A 22082-nucleotide genomic window follows, 5' to 3' on the forward strand; every position below is an offset into this window, starting at 1 on the left:
GAAGGAGCCGCCCTTAACAGGCGGCTCCTTCACAATGAAATACCTTAATATCCGGTGCGGGGCAGGGGCTTGGAGGGCTTGTAGACCCTGGTGACCCACCGGCTGGCGGCCATGATCCACTGCCCGTTATACACACCGCCCACATCCGCCTGGTTGACGAACTGGGTACCGCCGTTGAGCCAGGACACTACGCTGCAGTATACCCGGGGCGCTTCCACCTGCCGGAAGTTTCCGGGAACGACGCCAAAAGAGACCATAAACTCTGTGACATACTCATTGGAGGCAAGACCCAGCGCGGCGGGAGAGGCGTCCAGCACGTTGTTCTGCTGGGTATTCAGGTTGTCGTACATGGTGCGGTATTCGCCGTTCAGGTTGGTCTTGAACACGATCTTGTAATTCCCCTGGACGTTGTAGGTTCCGGTGACGATCTTGTCCAGCCGCAGGGCAGTGGGCAAGGTGTCCCTCCAGAAGAAGGAGGTGAGAGCTGTGGTGGAGTTGTTGGCGATACCGCTGAAATCATAGCGGATCTGCTGGCCGGGCATGACCTCCACAAAGCCTGTCTTTTTGATGCTGACGTTGGTGTAGAGTGCCTTGTTGGTCATAGCCGCCTTGACGATCTGGCCGGCATACTCGATCTCCACCTCAATGGGCGTCTTGTCCAGCCCGTAGAAATCTGCCGCTTTGGACTCTACGATTTTGTACCGTCCTAAAGGCAGGGGCTTGGACACAGCTGCACCATTTTTATCGGTACGGATGGTATCCACCAGATTGCCGGTGCGGTAGTGGTAGATCTCAAATTCCGTGCCGGGAATGGGGGTGCCGGCGGGCCAGCCATTCATGGAGTTGTAGTCCTCGGAGGTCTTGGTAATCTGAATCTGACCTGTGATGGCGGTGTTCTCCCAGGTGATTTCGGTGGTGGTCCCATCGGTGACGTAGACCGTTTTCAATTGGGTATCCACCAGGTAGCCGTCATTCTCCAGTTCCCGCAGGTAGTATCGGCCAGAGCCGGGCAGGTCGTCGATATAGACGTAACCGCGGTCATCGCTGCTGTACTGCCCGATGGGTTTTTTGTCGGCGTCGTAGAGGAGGAAGGTCACTCCATAAATTCCGATCTTGCTAGCGGAATCAATCTTGTGGATCAGGATACCACTGAAAGCCCTGTTGGTCACGGTCAGGGTTGTGGTTTTGCCATCCTCAATGGTGAAGTAGTGGGGGGTATTGTCCACCTGAAAGCCCTTGGCAGCTTCGATCTCCACGGCGTAGTAGTTTCCGGCATCCAGCTCCACATGGACGCGGCCATTGTCGCCGGTGATGACGGTATCAACCAGCCCTCCGTCCATCCTTCTGATTTCAAAGGTGGTGTTGGGGATGCGCTGGGTTTTGTCCGCCTCATTGACCTTGATAAGTTCGAGCCCGCCAATGGGGGTATTGTAGACGGTGACAGTCTGCGTGTCCGCCGGATTGACGGTAACCACCTGCCGCTTTGTCCCTTCATCAATGATATAATTGGGGAGTGTTTTGGTCTCCTCGATAACCACTGTTCCTACGACAGGAATACGAATTTCACCGTTCTGGTCTGTCCTGTACAGACCCAGGGAGGACAGATGTCCGTATGCGTCATCCACATATTCACCGGAGGCATAGGTCAATTTGAACTCCACCCCGGCTAACGGCTCATTCGTCATCTTGTCCAGTTTCTTGATTACGAGGTATCCGGTGGCCTTGTTGACGAATCGGAGGGTTTGACCGCCCTCGCCGCCCTTGATCTCGATGCTCTTGGGGGTGGAGTCCAGCACCACGCCGTCAGGCACGCGGATCTCTTTTGCGGTAACGGTGATGCCCGGCTCCAGATTGGGGATCACGATGCGGCCATTTTCATCGGTTGTGTACTCTCCATTGCTGCTGCCGACCACCGCGCCGCTGGAATCGGTGACAAGGAATGTGACGCCTTTCAGCGGCCGGTCACCGGTCTCAGTTTCCAGGTACTTCTCAATCGTCAATGTCGTCTTGGGGATGTTCTCCACGGTAATATTGTTGCCCCCAGAGTTTCCGCTGGAGGACCCGCCGGAACTGCCGCCATTCACAATCCCGGAACTGCCGCCCGCGCCAGAGAGCGTGTTGCTGCCGTTGCGGACGATGATCGTCCTGGGCGTGGGGTCCAGGACGTAGTTGGAGGGGACCTTGGTTTCTACCACGACTACCGTGGAATTGGGAACGAGGCCCGTCACCGTCACTGTCCCGTCGGCTCCGGTAGTATAGCGTCCAATGATATTTCCATCGCCGTCTTTCAGCGTAAACTCTGTGTTGGGAATGGGTTTTCCGGTGACGGCATCCAGCTTTGTCAGTGTCAAGGAGCAAAGCGGCTCATTATACACTACCAGGGTCTGGGTATCAGCCGGATTTACGGTTACGGTCTGGATTCTGGTGGCCTCATCGATCACGTGAGTGGAGAGAGTTTTGACCTCCTTCACCACAATGGTGCCAACCACGGGAACCCGGATCTCCCCATTGGCATTGGTGGTGTACAGGCCCTTGGAGGACAGATGTCCGTAAGCATCATCAACGTACCCACCCTCGGCGTAGGTCAATTCAAACTGAACGCCGGGCAGCGGCTCCTTGCTGATCTTATCCAGTTTTCTGACCACAAGAGTCCCGATTTTCTTATTGTAGAAGCGGAGGATATTGGCGCCATCGGCGCTGATCTTAATGGTTTTGGGAATGCCGTCCAGCACCACGCCCTCGGGTACCTTGATCTCCCGCACGGTGATGGTGGTTCCAGGCTCCACACCGGAAATAACCACCCGGCCATCGTCGCCAGAGACATACTCGCCGTTGCTGTTGCCGATCACGGCGCCGCTGCTGTCGGTGACGAGGAAAGTCACGCCTTTCAACGGCTCATTCCCGGTTTCGGTTTCCAGGTACTTCTCAAGAATCAGGGTGTTTTTCGGCGTGTTATAAAAATAGGCGTGCTGTACATCATCGGGATTGACCACGATGGTCTGGCTCCGGGTTTCCGGGTCAATGGTGTACCCCGGAATTGTCGCCTGCTCGGTGATGATCACGGTGCCCACGATGCCATTGATCGTGATGGTTCCGTCCAATTCCGTGTAATAGATGCCGTTAGAAGAGACCTTGCCGTTCTCATCATCTACAACACAGCCGGGGGCATAAGTCAATTTGAACTGGACACCAGCCAGCGGTGTTTTCCGGTCCAGGCTGCTGTACTTGTGGATGACAAGGCTTCCCAGTGGCTGGTTGAACAGCTCGATATTATAGGTGCCGGAGCCTTTGACCTCAATGGTTTTCGGCGTATCGTCCAGCAGGAATCCGGATTTTGCCTTGACCTCCTGCACGATATAGCTGCCGGGCTCCACGTCTACCTTGATGAAGCCGTTTTCGTCCGTCCGGAACTCGCCATTGGACTCTCCGACGACGGTGCCGTCCGTCCGGGTGATGCGAATGATAACATCACTCAGGGGCTCCTTGGTAGAGCTGCTCATTTTCTTCACTACGATGGAACCAATGGGCTGGTTGTAGAAGTAGACAGACTGGTGGTCATTGGGATTGACCATGATGGTCTGGCTCTTGCGGTTCTCGTCAATCAGGTACCCCGGAATTGTGGAAATCTCCGTGAATACCAGTGTTCCTGTCACACCACTAATGTTGATCTGGCCCTCCGGGAGACTGAGCATCATGGACAGCAGGCCCTTGGCCTTGAAGGAAATGGTCTTGTCCCGCAGGTGATAGTTGCTCATGACGGTGTAATTGTTGGTGCGTTCCACTCGAAAAACTGCCATAATATTTTACTCCTTTATAATAATTGGGCGGCGGAGAAAATACTTCTCCGCCGCTTGCGATTAATAGGGGTCTGCTGTTTAGTTGTAAACGGGGCAGCCATATCCCCAAATTTCGTAATGCCCCACATTGTAGCTGCGCTGCCGGCAGCTATCGCCGGAGTTGCCCTCCACGGTGTAGACCACGCCATTCTCCACCCGTTCCACGATGCCTACATGGTCAGGTACATCGTCCTGCGGCCCGGAGCCGCCTTTTTCGTTCCAATCAAAAAATATCAGGTCTCCAGGGCGCAGCTCGTAGCTACCGTCCTGCCACTGGCCCCGATTCTTGAACCAGTTGGAGCCGCCTGTGCATCCGGCGAACTTGGGGATCACCCCAGCGTCAATGTAGCCGCACTCATTGGCGCACCAGCTCACGAAGCAGGCGCACCACTCCACCCGGCTGTTGAAGCCGTACCAGCTCCAATAGGGCTGGCCGCCCACGTTGCCCACCTGGGACAGCGCTACGGCCACGATCTCGCCGCTGGAGCCGTAAAGGAGGGTATTCCACATCTCCCGGTTTGCTGCCGTCAGCAGCTCGTCCAGGGCGGCGTTCTGCTGATCCGTGAACGCATAAAACACCCGCATATCGTCCGGTGTCCTGGGCGTGACGGTGATGGTCAGTACCTTCTCCATCCAGGCTTCGGTGTCACCCTCGGCGGGATGCTCCACGTCCGCCTCCGCCGTGGTGATCTTGGTCATATCCCAGAACACCGTCCGCAGCTTCTCAACTGTGTCCGTGTTCAGAACAGCCACGGACTATCCGTCTGCTGCCCCGGCAGTTTTGGCGGCGAACACTGCAAACACGTCCGCCCAGGACGGCGGGAGGCCCTGGATCTCCACCCGGTCATAGGTCCCACCGGTCTGGAGGCTGGACAGCCTGTCCGCGTACTCGCTGTTGATCTGGGCGATCACCGCAGTGGGGGATGCCGCATCCGGGGAGCCGCCGCCGTCCGAAAAGAAGATGCCGAAAGGCGAGGCGATGAGCAGGCCGATCATGCAGATCACCAGCACCACCACGAGTACCACCCAGCCCCCTGCGGCGATGGCGGCGATCAACTCCTGCATGGCCGCAATGGCCGCTTTTATCGCCGCCACGGTGGCTTTCGCTGCGGCCTTGGCGGTGACCGCCGCCGCTTTTGCCGTGGCACGTGCGGTCTGTACGGCCCGCTGGGTGGCCTTTACGGTGGCCTGGGCGAATCTCTGGGCGGTCTTGACCGTCTGCTGGGCAGTTTTCGCCGTCCGCTGGGTGGTTTTGATGGCCTTTCTGGAGGAATGCTCCGCTGTTTTGATGGTCTGGCGGGCGGTGCGCTTGGCGGTCTTTCTCCCGGAACGGGCCGTTTTGATGATCGTCCGTCCGCCCTCCCACATAGGCCGGGTATCCGATTCTTCCGGACTTGGCGGCCTGCGCACAGCCTGGGTGGGGGTATACCTGCCCTGCCCACCAGCGTACTTGCGCCGGGTCGGAGCGGGAGGGGATGCAATCTCCCCACCATTCGCCATCCGTTGGCCCTCCGCCCGCTTCATGGCCGCAGCACGGCCACGCTCCCGCACAAACTCCTGCCCGCCCTGCGCAAACGCTTGGGGCGGCTGTTCCAAGGTGTCTGTCGGATGGCTTTGGATGTAGACGTTCTTTGTTTTGATGGTCATCTGGTCGGGTGTACTCGGCTTATGGTCAGAGGGCAGAGCGGTGCTGTCACCAGAGAGAGCGCCGGTGACGGTATCCCTCGTCTTGATCTTCGGCGGCTCCGATCTCACCCGTGGGGCCGATTCCGCATCCGCAGGAATATCATGGACAGCAGTCTCCCTCGTTCTGACCTGGGGTAGCTCCGGTGCAGCCTGCGGCGCAGGCGAAACATCCAGGCGGGGATCATCATGTACAGCAGACTCCCTCGTTTTGATCTGCCTCTGCTTCATCCGCTCCCCTGGGGGTGGCCCAGCCCTGCCGCTATCAGACGGCCCAGCGTTGGCACCACCCTCCCTGGCGGAAACAGCTTCCCGTGTCTTGATCCGGGGACGCTCCCGTGGGGGTAGCTCATGGGGCGAAGGCTGCTCCCCTGGAACTTCTGGCGGCGGTGGATCTGCCGGAGGTGCCTGCGTGGACGGATCTGCGGCAGTGCGCGGTTCCCCGTCCGCCTCCCGGCCCTTGGCGGACTTTTTCTTCTTCAGCAGAGATTCCACCCCACGCCGGGCCTGATAGGCCCCACGGGCGGCGGTGTCCTCAATCCGGTCGCCGCCTTAGTCGCTGGCCTGCCCTCGCTGGGCGGTTTCCCGGAGCTGGCTCCGCAGGCGTTCCGTCCCGTCATCCAGCCCACGGCGGACAAGCTCTTTCGGCGTAGACGTAACCTTTTCTTTTAATTTACCCTTTACTGTGCGCTTTTCTTTGATTTTTTGATACTCTCTCACATCACTTTGCGTTCTTCGTCATTTTATGCTACACTGTCCTCCAAAGGAGGGAGCCTCAATGGAACAGATTCACAGATGCGAATGGGCCGGCCCCGACCAGATATATATTGACTACCACGACAACGAATGGGGCCAGCCCCTCCACGATGACAATAAACTGTTTGAAATGCTGATCCTGGAGGGGATGCAGGCCGGACTGGCATGGATCACGGTGCTGAAAAAGCGGGAAGCCTTTCGCGCCGCCTTTGACGATTTCGCACCCCAAAAGGTCGCGCTGTATGATGACGCAAAGGTCGAAGCCCTTATGTCGGACGCTGGGATCATCCGGCACCGGGGCAAGATCAACGCCGCCATCGGGAACGCAAAAGCGTTTCTCGAAATTCAAAAGGAGTATGGCAGCTTCGACCGATTTATCTGGGCCTATGTCAATCACACACCTATCATCAACGCCCCACACAGCATGGCGGAGCTGCCTGCATCCACCCCGTTGTCTGATCAGATCAGCAAAGACTTGAAAAAGCGGGGCTTCAAATTTGTGGGGTCCACCATTGTCTATTCATTTATGCAGGCTGTCGGGATGGTGGACGACCACATGATTTGGTGTTCCTGGCACACAAACAACAGAAAATGAGGTCAGTTATTCAGGCGGCGTTCGTCTCACTGAGCTTGGTGGTCATGAGCTTATAGAGCCGGTTTTTGGGAAAATTGTCCATAAACGGCACGATGGCGCTGCCACACTTGATGAGGCCCCTGCCGAAGTCCACGTTGGTGATGTAGGAAAGTTGGTTGTCCGAGATGTTCAGCAGCCGCGCCAGCTCCGCCCGGTCTGTCGCCGCCTGGTTCAGCATGACCAGGAACTCGCTGTTGGCCAGCATGGTCCGGGCGGTGTGGGACTGGAGCAGATCGTCCACATTCTGAGTAAGCCCGGTGCAGCAGGCGCCGTACTTTCGGACTCGTTTCCAGAGGGTAAACAGGAAATTCGCACTGTATTCGTGCTGGAAAAGGAGGTGGGCTAAACCACAGGCGCCTTGCCGTCTCACGGCGGCAGGTTTCCCATGGTTCGCCCCCGAACCGTACTTACACCTCTCGATGTATACGGCTCTCTATTTATCCACCCTACGAATTGGTGATTGATTTGTAGCAGTCCTCGCACACAATCAGCGTCTTGCGGCGCTTTTTCAACATAAATTGTTCCCATGGCTCATTGCCAGCAAGACTTTTCAGGCTTTTGACCTGGTAAATCATAACCGGGAGTTCATTTTTACAGCACAGCTCGCAGTATCCGGTCATAAACCTGGCAATGACTTCCTTGGGACGGATGGGGTATCTGTAATCCGGCTTCGTATCCATGTCTAATTTAGATGGCATGTTTTTTCGGAAACCGTCATGGTAAAACTCGGCCCGTTTTAGTCCCTGCTTCGTCTCGTACTCTATGCCAAATATGCGGTCTCTCGTATATTTCTTCTTGATTTTCGCCGCAGAACACCGCATTTTCCTTGCAATGGTCTTGTACATACTGTACTCCATGACATAGCGAAACTTATTTAGGACAGATATATTCCGTGCTAGACGGTAGTAGTTGTAAATACCCCTGATTTCTCCGTTGAATTGTGCGAGGATTTCAATAGGTTCTTTGTCTTGCAGGCCGTTCCTTGCCACAGGCATCCAGATTTCTTTTCCCATGCCATCCTTTTGGATATGAAGTGCCCCATATTCTTGCAGTTTGCCCATCCATTTTTCTTTTGGAAGCAGGAGAACAACGCGCCCATTGTAGGCCCGCTTTATGCCGCCCTTTGTCTTTTTGACAGCTTGGTCTTTGCTGATGGTGATGTCATATCCCAGGAATCTGGCCTTGTCATGTCCGTGGGTAATCAGGGTTTTCTCCGGCGACATGGTAAGGCTTAACTCCTGTTTCAGAAAATCACTGACGGCGGTCTTGATGTGTTCGGCGTCTGCTCTGCTTCCAATCACGCCAATCAGAAAATCATCGGCGTATCGGACATATAGGACTCTGCGGTAGTTGGGGTCCATTGGCTCCCGGCTGGGAGTAGAGAGTAGGATTGTCTGCAATTTCTTCTGCATGATTTTAGCGTCGTTCCGTTCTTCTTCGCTCATGGTATTCCATTTTTTGGCGTTTCGTTCCCTGGTTCGCGCATAGTGGTGATTGGCATTGACATAGTCGTTGCTAAACCGCCGTTTGTCACCCCTACTGAACTGTACCCGGAGTTTTTCCATAAATAAGTCCAACTCATTCATATAGATATTCGCCAAAAGCGGACTTACCCCGGAGCCCTGCGGCGTACCGCTGTATGTCTGGTGCTTCATCCAATCCTCCAGATACCCGGCCCGGAGCAGCTTCCAGATCAGGTCGATGAAAGCCTCGTCCTTTATTCTTCGTTTCAGAATATTGACCAGGATGTGATGGTCGATGTTGTCGAAACATCCTTTGATGTCACCCTCCACGAACCAGCTGACGCCAGTAAAGGTTTTCTGTATCTGTGACAGGGCGGTGTGACAGCTTTTTCCAGGTCGAAAACCATGAGATGTGCTTTGAAAGGTCGGCTCATAAATACTTTCCAAAATCATGCGAACGGCTTCTTGTACCAGTTTGTCATCTGCCGCCGGAATACCCAGCGGGCGCAGCCCGTTTCCACTTTTCTTGGGGATGTACTGCCTTCTGGCGGGGTGGGGCTGATAACTGCGGTCCCGTAGCTTTTGAATCAGAGACTCGATTCGCTTCAGGCTCATACCGCTGAGGGTAGCGCCGTCTGCTCCAGCCGTCATGCTCCCTTTGTTTGCGTATAGGTTCTGGTATGCCAAAAGGTAGAGTTGAGGGTTGTACAGGTTGCGGTAAAGACGCTCGTACTGGTAGTGCGCTTCCAGCGCGTGCTTTCGTAGGGTTTCCAATACTGTCTGCGGACTTCTCATAGTGCCTCACGCACCTTTCCTTTTCAGTATTAGGGGATAAACTGCCACCCTTATGGTGTCGACGTTCATCTTGTGTACCTCCTGCGTTATTTTTGCTGTCAAGGGAGGGCGGATGGTTTGGTGCTCTCCGGATCGTCCCCGGCCTTCACTAAGCAGCCCCGCTCTTTCACTCGGGAGCGGCGGGCGGTTCAGGTGCTTTCCGGTTCGTCCCCGCCCCTCACTTGGCGGCCCGGCTGTTCCCTTACTGTGATTATAATATAGAATATCCATATGGATATTTGGATTGACACAATACACAATATCCATATTAATATATCGTGCAAATTGTATACTGATATGGATAGATTTTTAGGGTATAATACAGCTATAATAAGGGGGAGACTATCTAAAAAAACAGCCTCCCCGAAGGGAGGAACATCATGCCAGCTTCAAAGGCGCAGCAGAAAGCCGTCCACAAATACACAAAAGAAAATTACGACAGATTTTTAGTAACAATGAAGCCGAAAGGATTTCTTGAATCAGTAAAAGCCCACGCGGCGGCCCGTAGCGAGTCCGTAAACGGCTTTATCAACCGGGCCATATCTGAGACTATGGAGAGGGACGGGGCCGCTCCTGATGGCTCTGAGGAGGCAAAATGAGCCAATATGAGCCAATATGAGAAGCTGCTTTTGCCCATCCTAAGCGGCACAAGGGACAGGAACATTCTCTTTGCCGATTTACAGATGGTTTTAGACCGCCTGGGCTTCCAATGCCGCATAATGGGAGACCATTTCATTTATACAAAGGACGGGGTGGAGGAGATCATCAACCTCCAGCCAGTTGGCAGCAAGGCGAAACCGTATCAGGTAAAGCAAGTTCGCAATATCATCTTGAAGTACCAGCTTGGAGGAAGCATTTATGAAGTATGAGATCATTCTGTACTGGAGCGAAGAGGACGGCGCTTACATTGCCGAGGTCCCCGAGCTGGCCGGGTGCATGGCGGACGGCCCCACTGCGAAAGAGGCGCTTCACAACGTGGAGCAGATCGCCCGGGAGTGGATCGAAACGGCCCGGGAACTGGGCCGGTCTGTCCCGGAGCCGAAAGGGCGCCTAAGATACGCGTAAAGGCTATTCTAGCGGGCTTTTCTCTGCGCTAGTGGTTCTATTTCCACAGCGCATGGAACGAGACAGCGTAGAAGGTCCTCAGGAGGCCGCAGGAGCCATTCCGGGGGCGGGATAGTATCCCGACACTCGGAGGATTCCGAAACGGCGCAGAGGGCCGCAGAAGGCGAACAGGAAAAGGAGGCATGATCATATGGCATTACCAGCAGAGAAGGATCGGTACACATTCGCAGATGTTCTTGCATGGCCGGATAACGAGCGGGCGGAGCTTATCAATGGGGAAGTCATCATGATGGCCCCGGCCCCGTCCAGGGGACACCAGAGAATCAGCTTTGAGATGTGCCGGCAATTTGGAAACTATCTGGAGGGGAAACGCTGTCAGGCTTATTCTGCCCCCTTTGATGTGCGTCTCTTTGAGAAAGACGGTGATACCCCGGAGGATGTGGACACGGTGGTGGAGCCTGATATAACTATCGTGTGCGACCACTCCAAGCTGGATGATCGTGGGTGCAAGGGCGCCCCGGACATGGTAGTGGAGATTCTTTCCCCCTCCACACAGCGCCATGACCGGCTTGTGAAGCTGGGCTTGTACCAGCGGGCCGGGGTGCGGGAGTACTGGATTGTGAGCCCGGAGGAACAGACGGTACAGGTGTTTTTGAACAAGGACGGCTCTTTGCTTCCCCATGAGGTCTATGACCGGACAGGCGTGGCAAAGGTCAACGTCCTGGACGGCTGCTTTATCGAACTGAGCAAGGTATTTCCTGAGTAAACAGGAAAGGAGCGGTGTATGGTGAATATCAAGAGAATTGACGGCAAAACCGGCGTCAGCTACAAGATTACCGTCACCAGGGGCCGGGACAGCTCCGGGAAGCAGATACGCCATTATATGACTTGGACGCCCCGGCTGGCATGGGGGAAAAGCGTGCAGAGCGGGAGGCCCAGTAAGCCGCCATACAGTTTGAGACGCAGATCGAGCAGGGGTTCCAGGCCGATGACCGGCAGAGCTTTGAGCAGTATGCCTGCTATGTGATCGACCTAAAGGAGCGCAACGGAATAAAGCATAACACGATCCGTTCCTATCGGGACATTCTGCGCAGGATCGTGCCCTCTATTGACAGTATGAAGCTGGGCGATATTCGCCCGCAGCATTTGAACAAGTTGTACAAGGCCCTGCAATCCCTGGATGAGCGATTGTCCGGGGCGAAGGCCGTCAGCAAGGAAACCCTCCTGGAGTGCATTAAAGGCTCAGGGATGACCCGTGAGGCGCTTTCAAAGGCGGCGGAGGTATCCCATACTACCGTGACACAGGCCTGCCGTGGTGCGGCTGTCAGTGTGGAGAAGGCGGCGTTGATCGCAAAGGCGCTTGGTGAACAGGTTGAAAACCTTTTTACCTTGACACATGTTCAGCGACCGTTTTCCAATAAGACCGTGCTGGAACACCACCGGTTCATACATGCGGTTTTAGACCAGGCGGAAAGGGAGATGCTGGTTCCATACAATGCCGCGGCGAGAGCCTCTCCTCCATCTGTGGAGCGGAAACCACCGGAGTATTTTCAGCCGGAGCAGATTGCCGCTATCCTGGAGGCTTTGGAGGAGGAGCCGGAGAAATGGCGCGTCATAACGCATCTCCTGATCGTCACAGGCTGCCGCCGCGGTGAGATCGCCGCGTTGAAGTGGCAGAAAGTCGACTTGGAGCGAGGGAGACTTGAGATCAGCGCAAACCTCTGATTCGAAAGAGCGGGGTATCTATGAGACCTCTACCAAAACCGGGAATGTTCGCTTTGTAAATATCCCGGTGGAGACGGTTGCGCTTCTAAAACGGTACAGAGCCTCGCAGGCAGAGCTGCAGCTTGCGAACGGTGACTGCTGGCAGGATACCGGGTACTTGTTCACGCAGGATGACGGGCGCCCCATGAATCCCACCAGCATCACGGCATGGCTGAATAAGTTTTCCCGGCGGCGGGGGCTGCCCCATATTCACCCGCACAGCTTCCGGCACAGCGTCGCCAGTGTTCTGATTGTCTCTGGGGTCGATATTGTCACAGTCTCGAAACAGCTGGGACATGCCCAGGTATCCACGACCGGAGATGTTTATGCCCATGTGATCGAGGAGGCGAAGTCACAGGCAACAGAGTGTATTGCGGACGTTATGTTCCGCAGAAAAAAGCATAGGGAAAGGGCGGTCTCCGCTGCGAGAGGCTGCCCTTTTTTAGTGCTGTGCGCCAAGTGTGGATTCTTCAATTTTAATTTGTTCTAAAAGCTAGTAAAACCAGCCGATTCATCGAGAATCAGCGGGTTTTACTGGACTAAGGCGGCAAAATCGATTTTTCTTTGAATCCCTTGCAGCACAACGATTCAGGAAGAAAGGCTGATGCCGGAGAGGGAAAAGCAATCACTTTGTTGTCTGCCGGTATTGACTTTTATCAGTCCTTTATGGATCTATTTCGCGTGCCTGATTGACTGTTTCAAACAGCTCCCTGCTTACAATCGCCGGGTGGTGCTCCTGTATCAAAAATCTCTCTAACTCACCCTGGTTCTTAACCTGTTTCCCAGAAAACAAATCCGCTATAAAGGTTTTCTGGAGCAGAACATCCCCCACATATTTCTCGTTTCTCAACAGCTTGCTGATTGTCTCCCGGCTCCAATGGGGTTTCCCTGTTGGGGATGGAATCTTACTCTCATGCAGCCATTTTGAAATGGCTCCAAGACTACTTCCAGCAGCCCTCATCTCAAACATCTTCCGAACAATCTTAGCGTCAGGCTCATCAATCGCCAGCCTTCCATCATCTCCACGCTTATACCCAAAACACACAAATTCAGCATAGCCCGAGGTGCCCTTCTCAAAGCCTCTCTTGATTCCCCATTTGATATTTCGGCTCATGTCCTCGCTCTCAGCCTGGGCCAAGGCACAGTAAGCGGTCAGCAGGATTTGTATTCGCTGTTCGTTCAGCCACATATCCTCCTGCTCAAAATAGACTTCTACACCCAAGCCACGCAGATCCTGCAGCAAACGCAGCATATCCAGCGTATTGCGCCCAAAGCGGCTAATAGACTTTGTCAGGATCAGGTCAATTCTCTTTTTGCGGCACTGTGCGATCATCCGGCGAAACTCTGGCCGTTCTTTTGTGCTTAAGCCAGTAGCTCTTTCTGCAAAAATGCCGGCACTTTCCCAATTGGGATTTGATGAAAGCAGCTGTGAATAGTGCCGCTCCTGCAATTCGATACTGCTGGTCTGCTCCTCCAACTCTGTACTGACCCGGCAGTAAGCAGCTACACGAAGATGACGCAGTTCCATTGGACGATGACTTTGCGCAGGAAGAATTTCAGTCACCTTTCGCATTTACACGACCTCCTGCAGTTTTCTTCATTATATCAAAGCGAGAGCTTCATGGCAATGTGATTTTGCGGTTCTTTGGAGCGGCTGAGTTTCTCCTGTTGTACCGCCATGAACATCTTATCAGAAATAATGGCCTCATGGGAGCCGGTGTAGAGATACCGTTCCATGAGGCCATTGTTTTCGATCTGAACAGCGCCAGTGCTGAGCGTCTTCTGTAGCAGCACCCGTCCGGTGTATTTTTCATTAGAGAGCAGTTTGTCAATTGCCTCCCGATTCCATTTGGGCCTGCCGGTGGGGGAGGGAATGCCCTGCCTTTCCAGACCCGCAGCAATTTTCCCAAGGCTGTCACCAGCAAGATACCGTTCAAATATCCAGGTCACCACCTTGGCTTCGTCCGGATTTATTTCCAGTTCTCCATCAGAATTGATCGTGTATCCGTAGCACTTGCGCTTTGCCATTTTGGAGCTGCCGTCCTGAAAGCCTTTTCGGAGACCGTTCTTAATTGCTTCACTTTTTTGTATCATGTTCATGATAATTCTCCTTCTATAAATAAAAATACCGCAGTGAAATCACTGCGGCACAAAGGGTTTATGTGACTATACATAAAAGTTGACAGACTACCCCCTTGGTGTAGCCTGTCAACTTATTATGTCTCTCGTTGGCAAAAAAGATGCACCGTCAAAGCCATTGCACTGCAACGGTTTCCGGCTTTTTGGAACGCCTTTCGCAAAACGACAGTCAGATTTCCTTAACCTGATTATAGCATGGCTCAAAGCCCCTGTAGGGGAGAAATTGAAAGCGGATAGAAACGCCTCGGACATATCCGAGACATTTCTATCCGCTCTCACTCTTTCGATCTGATGATCTGCTCGTACAGCAGAACATATTTTTCCCGTATGACCCGGTTTGTATGGTAGTGTCCAAAAAACTGGTATTTGAACCGGCAACGCTGGGCCACTTCCTCCAGGAAATCGGTCAGGGCATCGGCTCTGTAAAAACCGCCGCTCAGTTCGTCCTGCACTGTGGTTGGGCAGCAGTGGCTGATGATGTAGTCCACCGCCCAGCCCGCTCTGTCCAGGTTGGCCCTGGCGGTCTGGTACTCCTCCTCGCTGGGCAGCTCCTCCTTCCACCAGGAGCGGTGGCCCACCCGGTACATCGCGCCCCTGGCGTCCAGCCTTCGGCATTTCTTCTTGAACAGCGGATCGTCCGGCTCCAGGATGCCGTCCTGGATGTCGTGGCTGCTGGCCCCACCCGGCTCGTCGCAAAGTCCGCTAAGCTCCGTTTCCGGCTTCGCCAAAAACTGCGCCCGCTCCCTTGCTCCTCGTCTTCGCGGCAAACCCGCTGCGCTGGGCTTTGCCGCGATTTTGATTCGCCATGCCAGTCCTCAATCGGGAACTCCGCCAGCATATCGAAGTTCTCATGGTTGCAGGAAACGAACAAGGTGGTGAAGGGCTTCGCCTCCAGCCAGTCCAGCCGGTGGCGTTCCTCCGCGCTGCCGTCCCAGATACCGCCGAAGTCGCCGGCGATCATGACGCAGTCATCCTTGGTCAGTTCCGCCTGCTCATAGAAAATTTTCTTTTTGAACCGGGTAAGATCGCCGTGAGTATCACCTGTTATGAAAATTGCCATACCATATTCCTCCATGCGCTATTTTAGCACAGTTTCCCATCGATCACAACCTCCGTGTCCCTGATCCTGACTTGGATAGTTTCGGCGTCCACCACGGTGATTCGCTCCACGAACCTGCGGGTGAGAGTGTCATCGTACTCCGTAAAACACATGGGCTGCTGATCCAGCCATTCCTCCATCTCCCGCTGCCTGGAGGCTTGGGCAGCCCGCTGTTCCTCGTCCTGCTGGCAGGCCGCGATCTGGTCCAGGACCCTCTGCTTCTCAGTTGTCACTGCTTCGAGCTGGGCGTTCAGTTCCGGGCTGTTCATATTCTCCAGAATCTGATCCAGTACGACCGCCTGCTCTGCCGATAGAGCATCCAGTCTCTGCCGCAGTTCCAGAAGGCTCATGCCGCCGTCCTCGCCGCCGCTCCGGGCCAGCTCTGCCAGTTCCAGGACATCGGCCTTGACCTCCGCCCGAATGGCGCCGTACTCGTTCAGTGCGGTCACGATGGCCCGGTGGAGCCTGTCCTCGTCCAGCGTGGGGGAGCTGTGACAGTATTTCGTCCCAAACTCCAGCCGGGAGACGCACCGCCAGACGATCCGCTTCTTCCCATTTCTGGCCCAGGTGCATCGCTTATAAGGCGTTCCGCACTCCCCGCACACCAGCAGCTCGGACAGGGCATATCTGGCGGAGTATTTCCCCTGCTCGGTCTTGGCGGTTTTTTGCATCACCTTCCGTTTGCTGGCCCTGCGGGCCATCTCCTCCTTCACCCGGTAGTAGATATCCCTGGGGATGATGGCGGGGTGATGGTCCCTACTGTAGTACATGGGCAGTTCACCGTTGTTTTTCACCGTCTTTTTGTTCCCGATGGGGCCGGTGGTGTAGGCCTTTAGCTTAATGAAATTGGGTCTGGACCTGCACATTTCCTGGCCTGCGCGTCCGGGACAGGCCGCAGAATATAGGACTTTGAGGGCGGCTGACTGACATGTAAAAAGTTTGCTTTCCCCACTTATTTTGGAATATTCTGTGCCGATGTTACTGATAGGAGAAGGTTAGGTTCACCGGGAATCACACACCTGCTTTCCGCCGGTCGGGCGGAAGAAAAATGGTCATTTTGATGGAATATTCCATAAGAAAGGTGGGAGTTCAATGTGCAAGGGGCAGTTAGGAAGACAAGATTATATTGATGAGCGCAACAGAGAGGGAGGACTGAGAATCGAACCATTTAATGAACATATCGATCTGAAGCTGGCCTCTTACGACATTACGCCGACCATGATTGCCATGTCAGCCAAATGTGGGTTGCTGGAGACGGTATACCAGAAGAAGGACATGTCCCTCTATATCAAGGTGAGACCGGGGGATACTGTTCTGGTGGTCAGCAACGAGTTTATTTCCGTCCCACCGTATATGGCGGGCTATGTAGTCTCGCGGGTATCGAAGGTGGCGGACGGCTTTGGCCATGTCAGCACGAGCATCGACCCCAACTGGCAGGGCGCACTGCTCATCGCCCTCAGCAATCCCACCAATAAGCCGATTGAAATCTGCGTGGGCAGGGAGCGGGGCCCAAATGCAAGGGGCGATTCCTTGGCTACCATATCCTTTCACTATCTGAACGAATCGCCCCCGGAAAGGACTTCGCCAGACCCAAACTTTACTGGTATGCGCCTGGATCTCCTGCAAAACAAACAGTATTCCGCACGTTCAGACATAAAAGCTGCGCTTTACGGATTTCTTCACTTCCGGCGCCGCAAATTTACAAAAGCCTTTTTCGAGTATATTAACGGTTTTTATAATATTTCACTGGAGACCTGGTCGGAAGTCTCAAAGGCCTTTAACGGCCTTGCTCTGTCGGATTCCCAAAATCCCTTTGCCCAATATATCGTGAAGGAAACCTGGTGCACACGCGTGCTGAACTGGATGAAAAAGCACTGGAAGGCTTTACTTATCATAGCAGTTGTCCTTTTGCTCATGTCAGGGATCCTCCCCAAAGAATTCCAGGACTGGATACTATCTTTTTTTAAGAATTTCACTGATATCAAAAACCAGCTCCCCACCCTATAGGACTGGGCTTGATTATGGAGGTGTGCGATGGGAATTGAGATCACCAACCAGCGAAAATACATCGCTGAGCTGCTCAAACAGCACGAGGAGTTTATCCTCATTGGCCTGACCGGCCGGGTGGGCTCCGGTTGCTCTGAGGCATCGGAGATTTTCGGCTCGACCTACGAAGAGCTGGAGCTGCCCCACGAGTCGGTAGGCACTGACAGTCTGGACCCGGGCGTTGAGAGGGCAAAAGGGCTTGAGAGCGACGCCAGGAGGGACAGGCGCATCCTGCTGCGGTACGCCTGCCATCACTGGCTCCGCTTCGACGTGATTCAGGTGAGGACGGTGATCGTGTCTTTCCTACTCAGCCGGATCGAACAGTTCTGCCAGGAGGTCGTAGAGGCGCGCCCGGACCTGGGCGGTAAAAAGCATCTGCCTGCAGATTTTCAAAAAGGCCTGATTGAGAGAACATCAAAGATACTGGAAACGTTTGCTAATCATGACTATTCCTTTTCTCAGGTGGCAGTACAGTCGGCTTTGGTAGAAAACTTGCTTTGGCAGTCCGGAGAGTCTGCCAAAGCAGAAAAGCTGAAACAGTACTGCCCGTTCTGGGATGAGCTTTCACCGCAGCTGACCGGCAATGACGCGCCCATAGAGATCCCCAATCAGGTCATGAAAAATTTCGGAGAGCTGTTCAGGGTACTGTACAGTGTTGCGGACAGGCCGGAGCACTATCAAATCAGGACCCCGCTTTTGAAAGCGGTGGACGAACTTTTGGAAATATTGTCGGCTCAAATCGCCTTCAAGTGGTGGAAAAAGCATCTGGATAGCTATACCGACAAAAAAGCAGTGCAGGAAAAGCTGTCACAAATCGGGGACTTCCTGATGAAGCGGTCGATGTCCGGCGACGCCGACATTCCGATGTTTTATGAGTATATGCTGGTACACAACATCGTGCCGGCCCTGAGCAACGCGATACACGAGGTGATCGCCCAGCGCGATTCCTCCCTGTTTACGGAGCTGTTTCAAAAATACGGGAACAGCATCCGGCGCTACGGGGACGTGAGCTTTACGGGCGGGAAGGATATTCCGGCTGGACAGGCCGACCGCATCGGCGACAACGCCTTTGCCATCCCTCGGCGGATCAACCAGTTCATCAAATCCTTCCGCCACCCCTTCGACCGCTCCTACGCAAGGCCCACCCGCATTGTGATCGATTCCATCAAAAGCGTGCTGGAGTCCACCTACCTTCGGGAGAGGTATTCCGCCTTTTACCTGTTCGCCATCTCGGCGGACGACCGCGTACGGGAACAGAGACTTATCAATAGCCACAAAAAGAAGCTGAATATTCGAGACATCCGTATCATCGACTGGAATGAGTTCTCCAACCACGGCGCGGAAATCTACAGGGACTATAACGATGAGGCCAAGCGGAAATTGCTGGACGAGGACGAGAAAGAATTTGCGAAGATCGTGGTCGGCGAGCAGGGCGGCGGCCATATCGTGGACAGTGTACGGAAAGAGGCCTACGAGAGCGGCTTGCAGCAGTTTGTTCTGCAGGACGTGGGGTCGGCCATTCAAAACGCGGATGTGTTCATTTCCAACAACCACAACTCGACGGCCAAGAATATGGAACTGCGCTGGGAAATCGTCCGCAGCGTGAGCCTGATTATGTACCCCGGTTTGCTCCTGCCTACCCCCATAGAGCGGTGCATGCAGACCGCCTTCGTCGCGAAAGCCAACTCCGGGTGTCTCTCCCGGCAGGTGGGGGCGGTGGTCACCGACGCAGAATACAACATCCTCTCCGTGGGGTGGAATGATGTTCCCGACTGCGACATCTCCTGTGCGCGGAAGAACCTGCTGGATATCCAAAAAGAGCTGGATATACCCGCGTATTCAAAGTATGAACTTGAAAATAAAAACTTCCGCCGGCGGCTCGGCCAGATTTTCGACCAGAACCTGGGCGATGACCGGCAACGACTGGGAGAACTGCTGTGCGGCTTGCCATGGAGCTACTGCTTTAAGGACATCCACCGGGACGATCGGCAGCCCATGCGCTCCCGCGCTATGCACGGTGAGGAGAAGGCCCTGACGAAGGTGCCGGAACAGGTGCCAGGCGGCTGCCTGTTTACCACGTCAAGCCCTTGCGAGATGTGTTCCAAAAATGCGAAAAACCACCACATCCAGAAAATTTACTATATCGAGCAGTATCCCGGCATCTCCGCAGAGCAGTATAGCGAGTCAGGCTATACCTGCAACCGGGCCCAGCATATCCTGTTTACCGGCGCGGTCGGGCGGGCATATATCCAGATGTATACCCCGATTATGCCCCATAAGGACGCTTTGAAGTTTATGGGCATTAACTATAAATTGGACTGATGAGAAAATCGCTATGACAATTAGGCATAGTGAGAAGCAGGGCCCGGGCAGTTTGCCTGGGTCCTATCTGTTCAGGCCCTTCCACCTCTCGGAAGGGCCTGATTTTTTAAAGATTGCCAAGCCAACCGAACACTTTTTTGAAAAATTTTTGTAGACGACATTTTGCGTTGTGTACGAAGCGTTCGGGCGGGGGTTGGACAGGTTTGGACACACTAAACCAGACCAGTGGGTAGGAGCCTGTTGGTCTAGTTGTGTTTATGGGCGGTTTGGCTAGGTAGTCAGTTTGGCAAGTTCTTGCTCCAAAAGCTCCCGAGCGGTGGCGTAGCCGAGAATTTTCCAGGACGGATTTGTGCAGAAGAAGCCGAAGGTGAAATGGCAGTGGGACCCGAGCGCACAGAAGCGGCGGACCATCAGCAAACCGGCCTAGTGGCCGGACCGGTATGTTCACCATGCACTTATCCAAGCCCTGCAACCGACCTTTATACGCGGGATAAACCGCATTGCTGCGGAAGCATCCGGGGCTGGGGGACCAAGCGGGGCAAGGAGGCCGTGGAACGGTGGATGGAGAAGGACCTAAAGGGAATAAAGTACGAGTTTTCGGGAGACGTGTATCACTTCTACAACAGCTTGAAGCCGGACATGGCCCGTATTCGCCAGCGCTTCAAGGACAGGCGGGTGCTGGACCTTATCTGGAGAATCGTCAAGGCCGGCGTTCTGATTGGGGCGTATCCATCACCGTGGTTTGCCAATACCGTCCTGCAACCTCTGGACCAGCTTATCCGGCAGAGCGGGCTATGCGCCCATTATGTACGGTATATGGACAACTTGACAGCCACCGGGCTGAAAAAACTCCGTTTCATCGTGGAGGAATGGCTGAACGGACACGGCCTGCGGCTAAAGGGAGACTGGCAGATTTTCAAAACGGTGGGCAAGGTGCCGAAGAAGCCGCTGGAGCCTCCGCGAAACGGGTACGCGCAGCCAAAGGCGAAGATGCCGGACGCCATATGGTACATAGGTCAATGTCCTCGTTGATTTTATCCCGTCCTCTACTGAAACTGGTTTCACATCTGCTCTAGGTATGCTATTATGATACCATAAAGTCGAATTTTTGTAAACGAGCGTTTATTATTGCTCATGGCAACAGCAAACACGATTTACATATCAGCAGGAGGGGAAAGATTGCCTTTGAAGTATTCAATATCAGATAGAACTCTGACTGTTACGCGATACCATTCTGGAGAAAAAGTAACCGATTTGTGTGCCGAACTAAATATCTCTAAAAGTACGCTCTACAACTGGATCAAGCAATATAATATAACATCTGTAAAGACCAACAGTCCACCCATCACAGCAAGAACTGTGTATTTGCTGGAAAAGCGAATCAAAAAACTGGAATCAGAACTGGAAATATGGAAACGTTGCGGCTGTACGTTGGATTCACCACTGCATGAAAAGTTAGCTGCTATTGAAAAACTCGTTCCTGAGTTTGGTGTCCATGCACCATGCAGAGTACTCGGAGTTCTTCGCTCTACATATTATCATCATACTTTGCGCCGGCCAGAACAGACAGTGATTGAAAAAGAAGATGAAGTATTTCGTCCCATTATTCAGAGGATATTTGAAGAGACGCAAGGCCGGATTGGAGCAAAAAAGATTCGGGCAATTATGATGGCCCAAGGATATACAATCAGTCCAGAGCGGATTAGCCGGCTCATGAAGGAGACGGGGCTTGTATGTATATCCACCATGAAAGGTACTCACTGCAATTTTACGCCTAAAGGGATATATCGACATAACAGGCTTAAGCAAGACTTCCACCAAGAGCACCCCAACAAGGTTTAGGTCAGTGATATTACCATGCTGTATGTGAATTATGAGCGATATTACCTCTGTGTCATCATCGATCTATTTTCTCGAAAGGTCATCGCCCATCAAATTGATAACAACCAAGAAGCCCCAATTGTAGAAAAAGCGTTCCTGGATGCTTATCGCAGCCGGAACGTTCCATCTGGATTATTATTCCACAGTGACCAGGGCTCACAATATACCGCTTATAGTTTTCGAAAATTACTTCGGTCTCTCAACGTCGCACAATCCTTTTCTGCTCCTGGTTGTCCATACGATAACGCTGTGGCCGAAGCGTTCTTCCGAACAATCAAAGCCGAGGAAGTTGCCCGTCGTCAATATAAAACTGAGGAGGAACTAAGGGATTCTGTTGCTGAGTACATTGATTTTTTCAACAACCGCAGACCGCATCAAAAGTTTGGTTACCGAACTCCAAGCCAAGTAGAAAGCGATTATTACTAGGCATAAAATCAGCGAGGGTATTTTGGACTTTCCAAAAAAGATTGTCCAAAATACCCCCGCCAATTCAATTCGAACCCCCAGCCTTCTGGTCCGCAGCTTGTCTGGGAGATGGTGACAGCTCTTTTCAGCCTTGT

At 53.7% G+C, this 22082-nt stretch carries 22 protein-coding genes and 1 pseudogene; 13 read left to right on the forward strand and 10 right to left on the reverse strand.

The window, feature by feature from the left end:
- Nucleotides 1–44: 44 nt before the first annotated feature.
- From C816_RS17920 to C816_RS23950, 4 genes are all read right to left on the reverse strand, one after another.
- A complete protein-coding gene (locus C816_RS17920) occupies nucleotides 45–3797 on the reverse strand; it encodes an MSCRAMM family protein (RefSeq protein WP_016323822.1) in 3753 nt (1250 codons plus the stop codon).
- 78 nt (nucleotides 3798–3875) lie between these two features.
- The gene (locus C816_RS23940) at nucleotides 3876–4589 is read right to left on the reverse strand and encodes a CHAP domain-containing protein (protein ID WP_016323823.1); all 714 of its coding nucleotides are present in this window, start codon (nucleotides 4587–4589) and stop codon (nucleotides 3876–3878) included.
- A gap of 3 nt (nucleotides 4590–4592) precedes the next feature.
- Nucleotides 4593–5750 carry a hypothetical protein gene (locus C816_RS23945; RefSeq protein ID WP_155979084.1) on the reverse strand — a complete coding sequence of 386 codons (1158 nt, stop codon included), beginning with the start codon at nucleotides 5748–5750 and terminating at the stop codon, nucleotides 4593–4595.
- A gap of 321 nt (nucleotides 5751–6071) precedes the next feature.
- A complete protein-coding gene (locus C816_RS23950) occupies nucleotides 6072–6239 on the reverse strand; it encodes a hypothetical protein (RefSeq protein WP_155979085.1) in 168 nt (55 codons plus the stop codon).
- Nucleotides 6240–6297: 58 nt separating this feature from the next.
- Here C816_RS23950 and C816_RS17935 point away from each other — a divergent pair, with 58 nt between their 5' ends.
- A complete protein-coding gene (locus C816_RS17935; RefSeq protein WP_016323826.1) occupies nucleotides 6298–6870 on the forward strand; it encodes a DNA-3-methyladenine glycosylase I in 573 nt (190 codons plus the stop codon).
- 10 nt (nucleotides 6871–6880) lie between these two features.
- Here C816_RS17935 and C816_RS17940 read toward each other — a convergent pair.
- Nucleotides 6881–7249 (reverse strand): annotated as a pseudogene (locus C816_RS17940) (hypothetical protein); the annotation flags it as partial.
- A gap of 106 nt (nucleotides 7250–7355) precedes the next feature.
- On the reverse strand, nucleotides 7356–9167 hold the full coding sequence (locus tag C816_RS17945) for a reverse transcriptase/maturase family protein (RefSeq protein ID WP_016323828.1): 1812 nt from the start codon (nucleotides 9165–9167) through the stop codon (nucleotides 7356–7358).
- A gap of 419 nt (nucleotides 9168–9586) precedes the next feature.
- Here C816_RS17945 and C816_RS17950 point away from each other — a divergent pair, with 419 nt between their 5' ends.
- From C816_RS17950 to C816_RS25390, 6 genes are all read left to right on the forward strand, one after another.
- On the forward strand, nucleotides 9587–9805 hold the full coding sequence (locus C816_RS17950; RefSeq protein ID WP_016323829.1) for a hypothetical protein: 219 nt from the start codon (nucleotides 9587–9589) through the stop codon (nucleotides 9803–9805).
- 6 nt (nucleotides 9806–9811) lie between these two features.
- Nucleotides 9812–10075, forward strand: a complete 264-nt coding sequence (locus C816_RS17955; protein WP_016323830.1) for a hypothetical protein — start codon at nucleotides 9812–9814, stop codon at nucleotides 10073–10075.
- Nucleotides 10065–10271, forward strand: a complete 207-nt coding sequence (locus C816_RS17960) for a type II toxin-antitoxin system HicB family antitoxin (protein ID WP_016323831.1) — start codon at nucleotides 10065–10067, stop codon at nucleotides 10269–10271. Before C816_RS17955 ends, C816_RS17960 begins: the two co-directional genes overlap by 11 nt.
- 190 nt (nucleotides 10272–10461) lie before the next feature.
- Nucleotides 10462–11037 carry a Uma2 family endonuclease gene (locus C816_RS17965; protein ID WP_016323832.1) on the forward strand — a complete coding sequence of 192 codons (576 nt, stop codon included), beginning with the start codon at nucleotides 10462–10464 and terminating at the stop codon, nucleotides 11035–11037.
- A gap of 257 nt (nucleotides 11038–11294) precedes the next feature.
- Nucleotides 11295–11996 (forward strand): tyrosine-type recombinase/integrase, encoded by a 702-nt coding sequence (locus C816_RS25385; protein WP_016323834.1) that lies wholly within the window; start codon nucleotides 11295–11297, stop codon nucleotides 11994–11996.
- Nucleotides 11974–12525: a tyrosine-type recombinase/integrase gene (locus tag C816_RS25390; RefSeq protein WP_016323835.1), complete on the forward strand. Its 552-nt coding sequence runs from the start codon at nucleotides 11974–11976 to the stop codon at nucleotides 12523–12525. Before C816_RS25385 ends, C816_RS25390 begins: the two co-directional genes overlap by 23 nt.
- A 174-nt stretch (nucleotides 12526–12699) precedes the next feature.
- Here C816_RS25390 and C816_RS17985 read toward each other — a convergent pair whose 3' ends face one another.
- The 3 genes from C816_RS17985 to C816_RS25730 form a co-directional block, all read right to left on the reverse strand.
- Complete coding sequence (locus tag C816_RS17985; protein ID WP_016323836.1) at nucleotides 12700–13608, reverse strand: recombinase family protein; 909 nt, start codon at nucleotides 13606–13608, stop codon at nucleotides 12700–12702.
- A gap of 32 nt (nucleotides 13609–13640) precedes the next feature.
- A complete protein-coding gene (locus C816_RS17990; RefSeq protein WP_016323837.1) occupies nucleotides 13641–14135 on the reverse strand; it encodes a recombinase family protein in 495 nt (164 codons plus the stop codon).
- A 314-nt stretch (nucleotides 14136–14449) separates the two neighbouring features.
- On the reverse strand, nucleotides 14450–14902 hold the full coding sequence (locus C816_RS25730; RefSeq protein ID WP_016323838.1) for a hypothetical protein: 453 nt from the start codon (nucleotides 14900–14902) through the stop codon (nucleotides 14450–14452).
- Nucleotides 14903–14979: 77 nt separating this feature from the next.
- Between C816_RS25730 and C816_RS25735 the strand changes: the two genes are divergently transcribed.
- Nucleotides 14980–15261, forward strand: a complete 282-nt coding sequence (locus C816_RS25735) for a hypothetical protein (RefSeq protein ID WP_371254405.1) — start codon at nucleotides 14980–14982, stop codon at nucleotides 15259–15261.
- Here the strand turns inward: C816_RS25735 and C816_RS18000 are convergent.
- Nucleotides 15258–16139: a recombinase zinc beta ribbon domain-containing protein gene (locus C816_RS18000; RefSeq protein ID WP_016323839.1), complete on the reverse strand. Its 882-nt coding sequence runs from the start codon at nucleotides 16137–16139 to the stop codon at nucleotides 15258–15260. The genes C816_RS25735 and C816_RS18000 overlap by 4 nt on opposite strands.
- Before the next feature lie 226 nt (nucleotides 16140–16365).
- Between C816_RS18000 and C816_RS18005 the strand changes: the two genes are divergently transcribed.
- The 5 genes from C816_RS18005 (at nucleotide 16366) to C816_RS23055 (ending at nucleotide 21948) form a co-directional block, all read left to right on the forward strand.
- Entirely contained in the window at nucleotides 16366–17280 is a 915-nt protein-coding gene (locus C816_RS18005; protein WP_016323840.1) for a dCTP deaminase domain-containing protein, read from the forward strand.
- Between the two features lie 27 nt (nucleotides 17281–17307).
- Nucleotides 17308–19641, forward strand: a complete 2334-nt coding sequence (locus C816_RS18010; protein ID WP_016323841.1) for a cytidine/deoxycytidylate deaminase family protein — start codon at nucleotides 17308–17310, stop codon at nucleotides 19639–19641.
- A gap of 549 nt (nucleotides 19642–20190) precedes the next feature.
- Nucleotides 20191–20673: an RNA-dependent RNA polymerase family protein gene (locus C816_RS18015; protein WP_155979087.1), complete on the forward strand. Its 483-nt coding sequence runs from the start codon at nucleotides 20191–20193 to the stop codon at nucleotides 20671–20673.
- A 102-nt stretch (nucleotides 20674–20775) separates the two neighbouring features.
- Complete coding sequence (locus C816_RS23050) at nucleotides 20776–21483, forward strand: IS3 family transposase (protein ID WP_155979088.1); 708 nt, start codon at nucleotides 20776–20778, stop codon at nucleotides 21481–21483.
- Nucleotides 21484–21492: 9 nt separating this feature from the next.
- Nucleotides 21493–21948: an IS3 family transposase gene (locus tag C816_RS23055; RefSeq protein ID WP_305809370.1), complete on the forward strand. Its 456-nt coding sequence runs from the start codon at nucleotides 21493–21495 to the stop codon at nucleotides 21946–21948.
- The last annotated feature ends 134 nt before the right edge of the window (nucleotides 21949–22082 follow it).

It is taken from the genome of Oscillibacter sp. 1-3 (genome assembly GCF_000403435.2).
Classification (GTDB): domain Bacteria; phylum Bacillota; class Clostridia; order Oscillospirales; family Oscillospiraceae; genus Oscillibacter.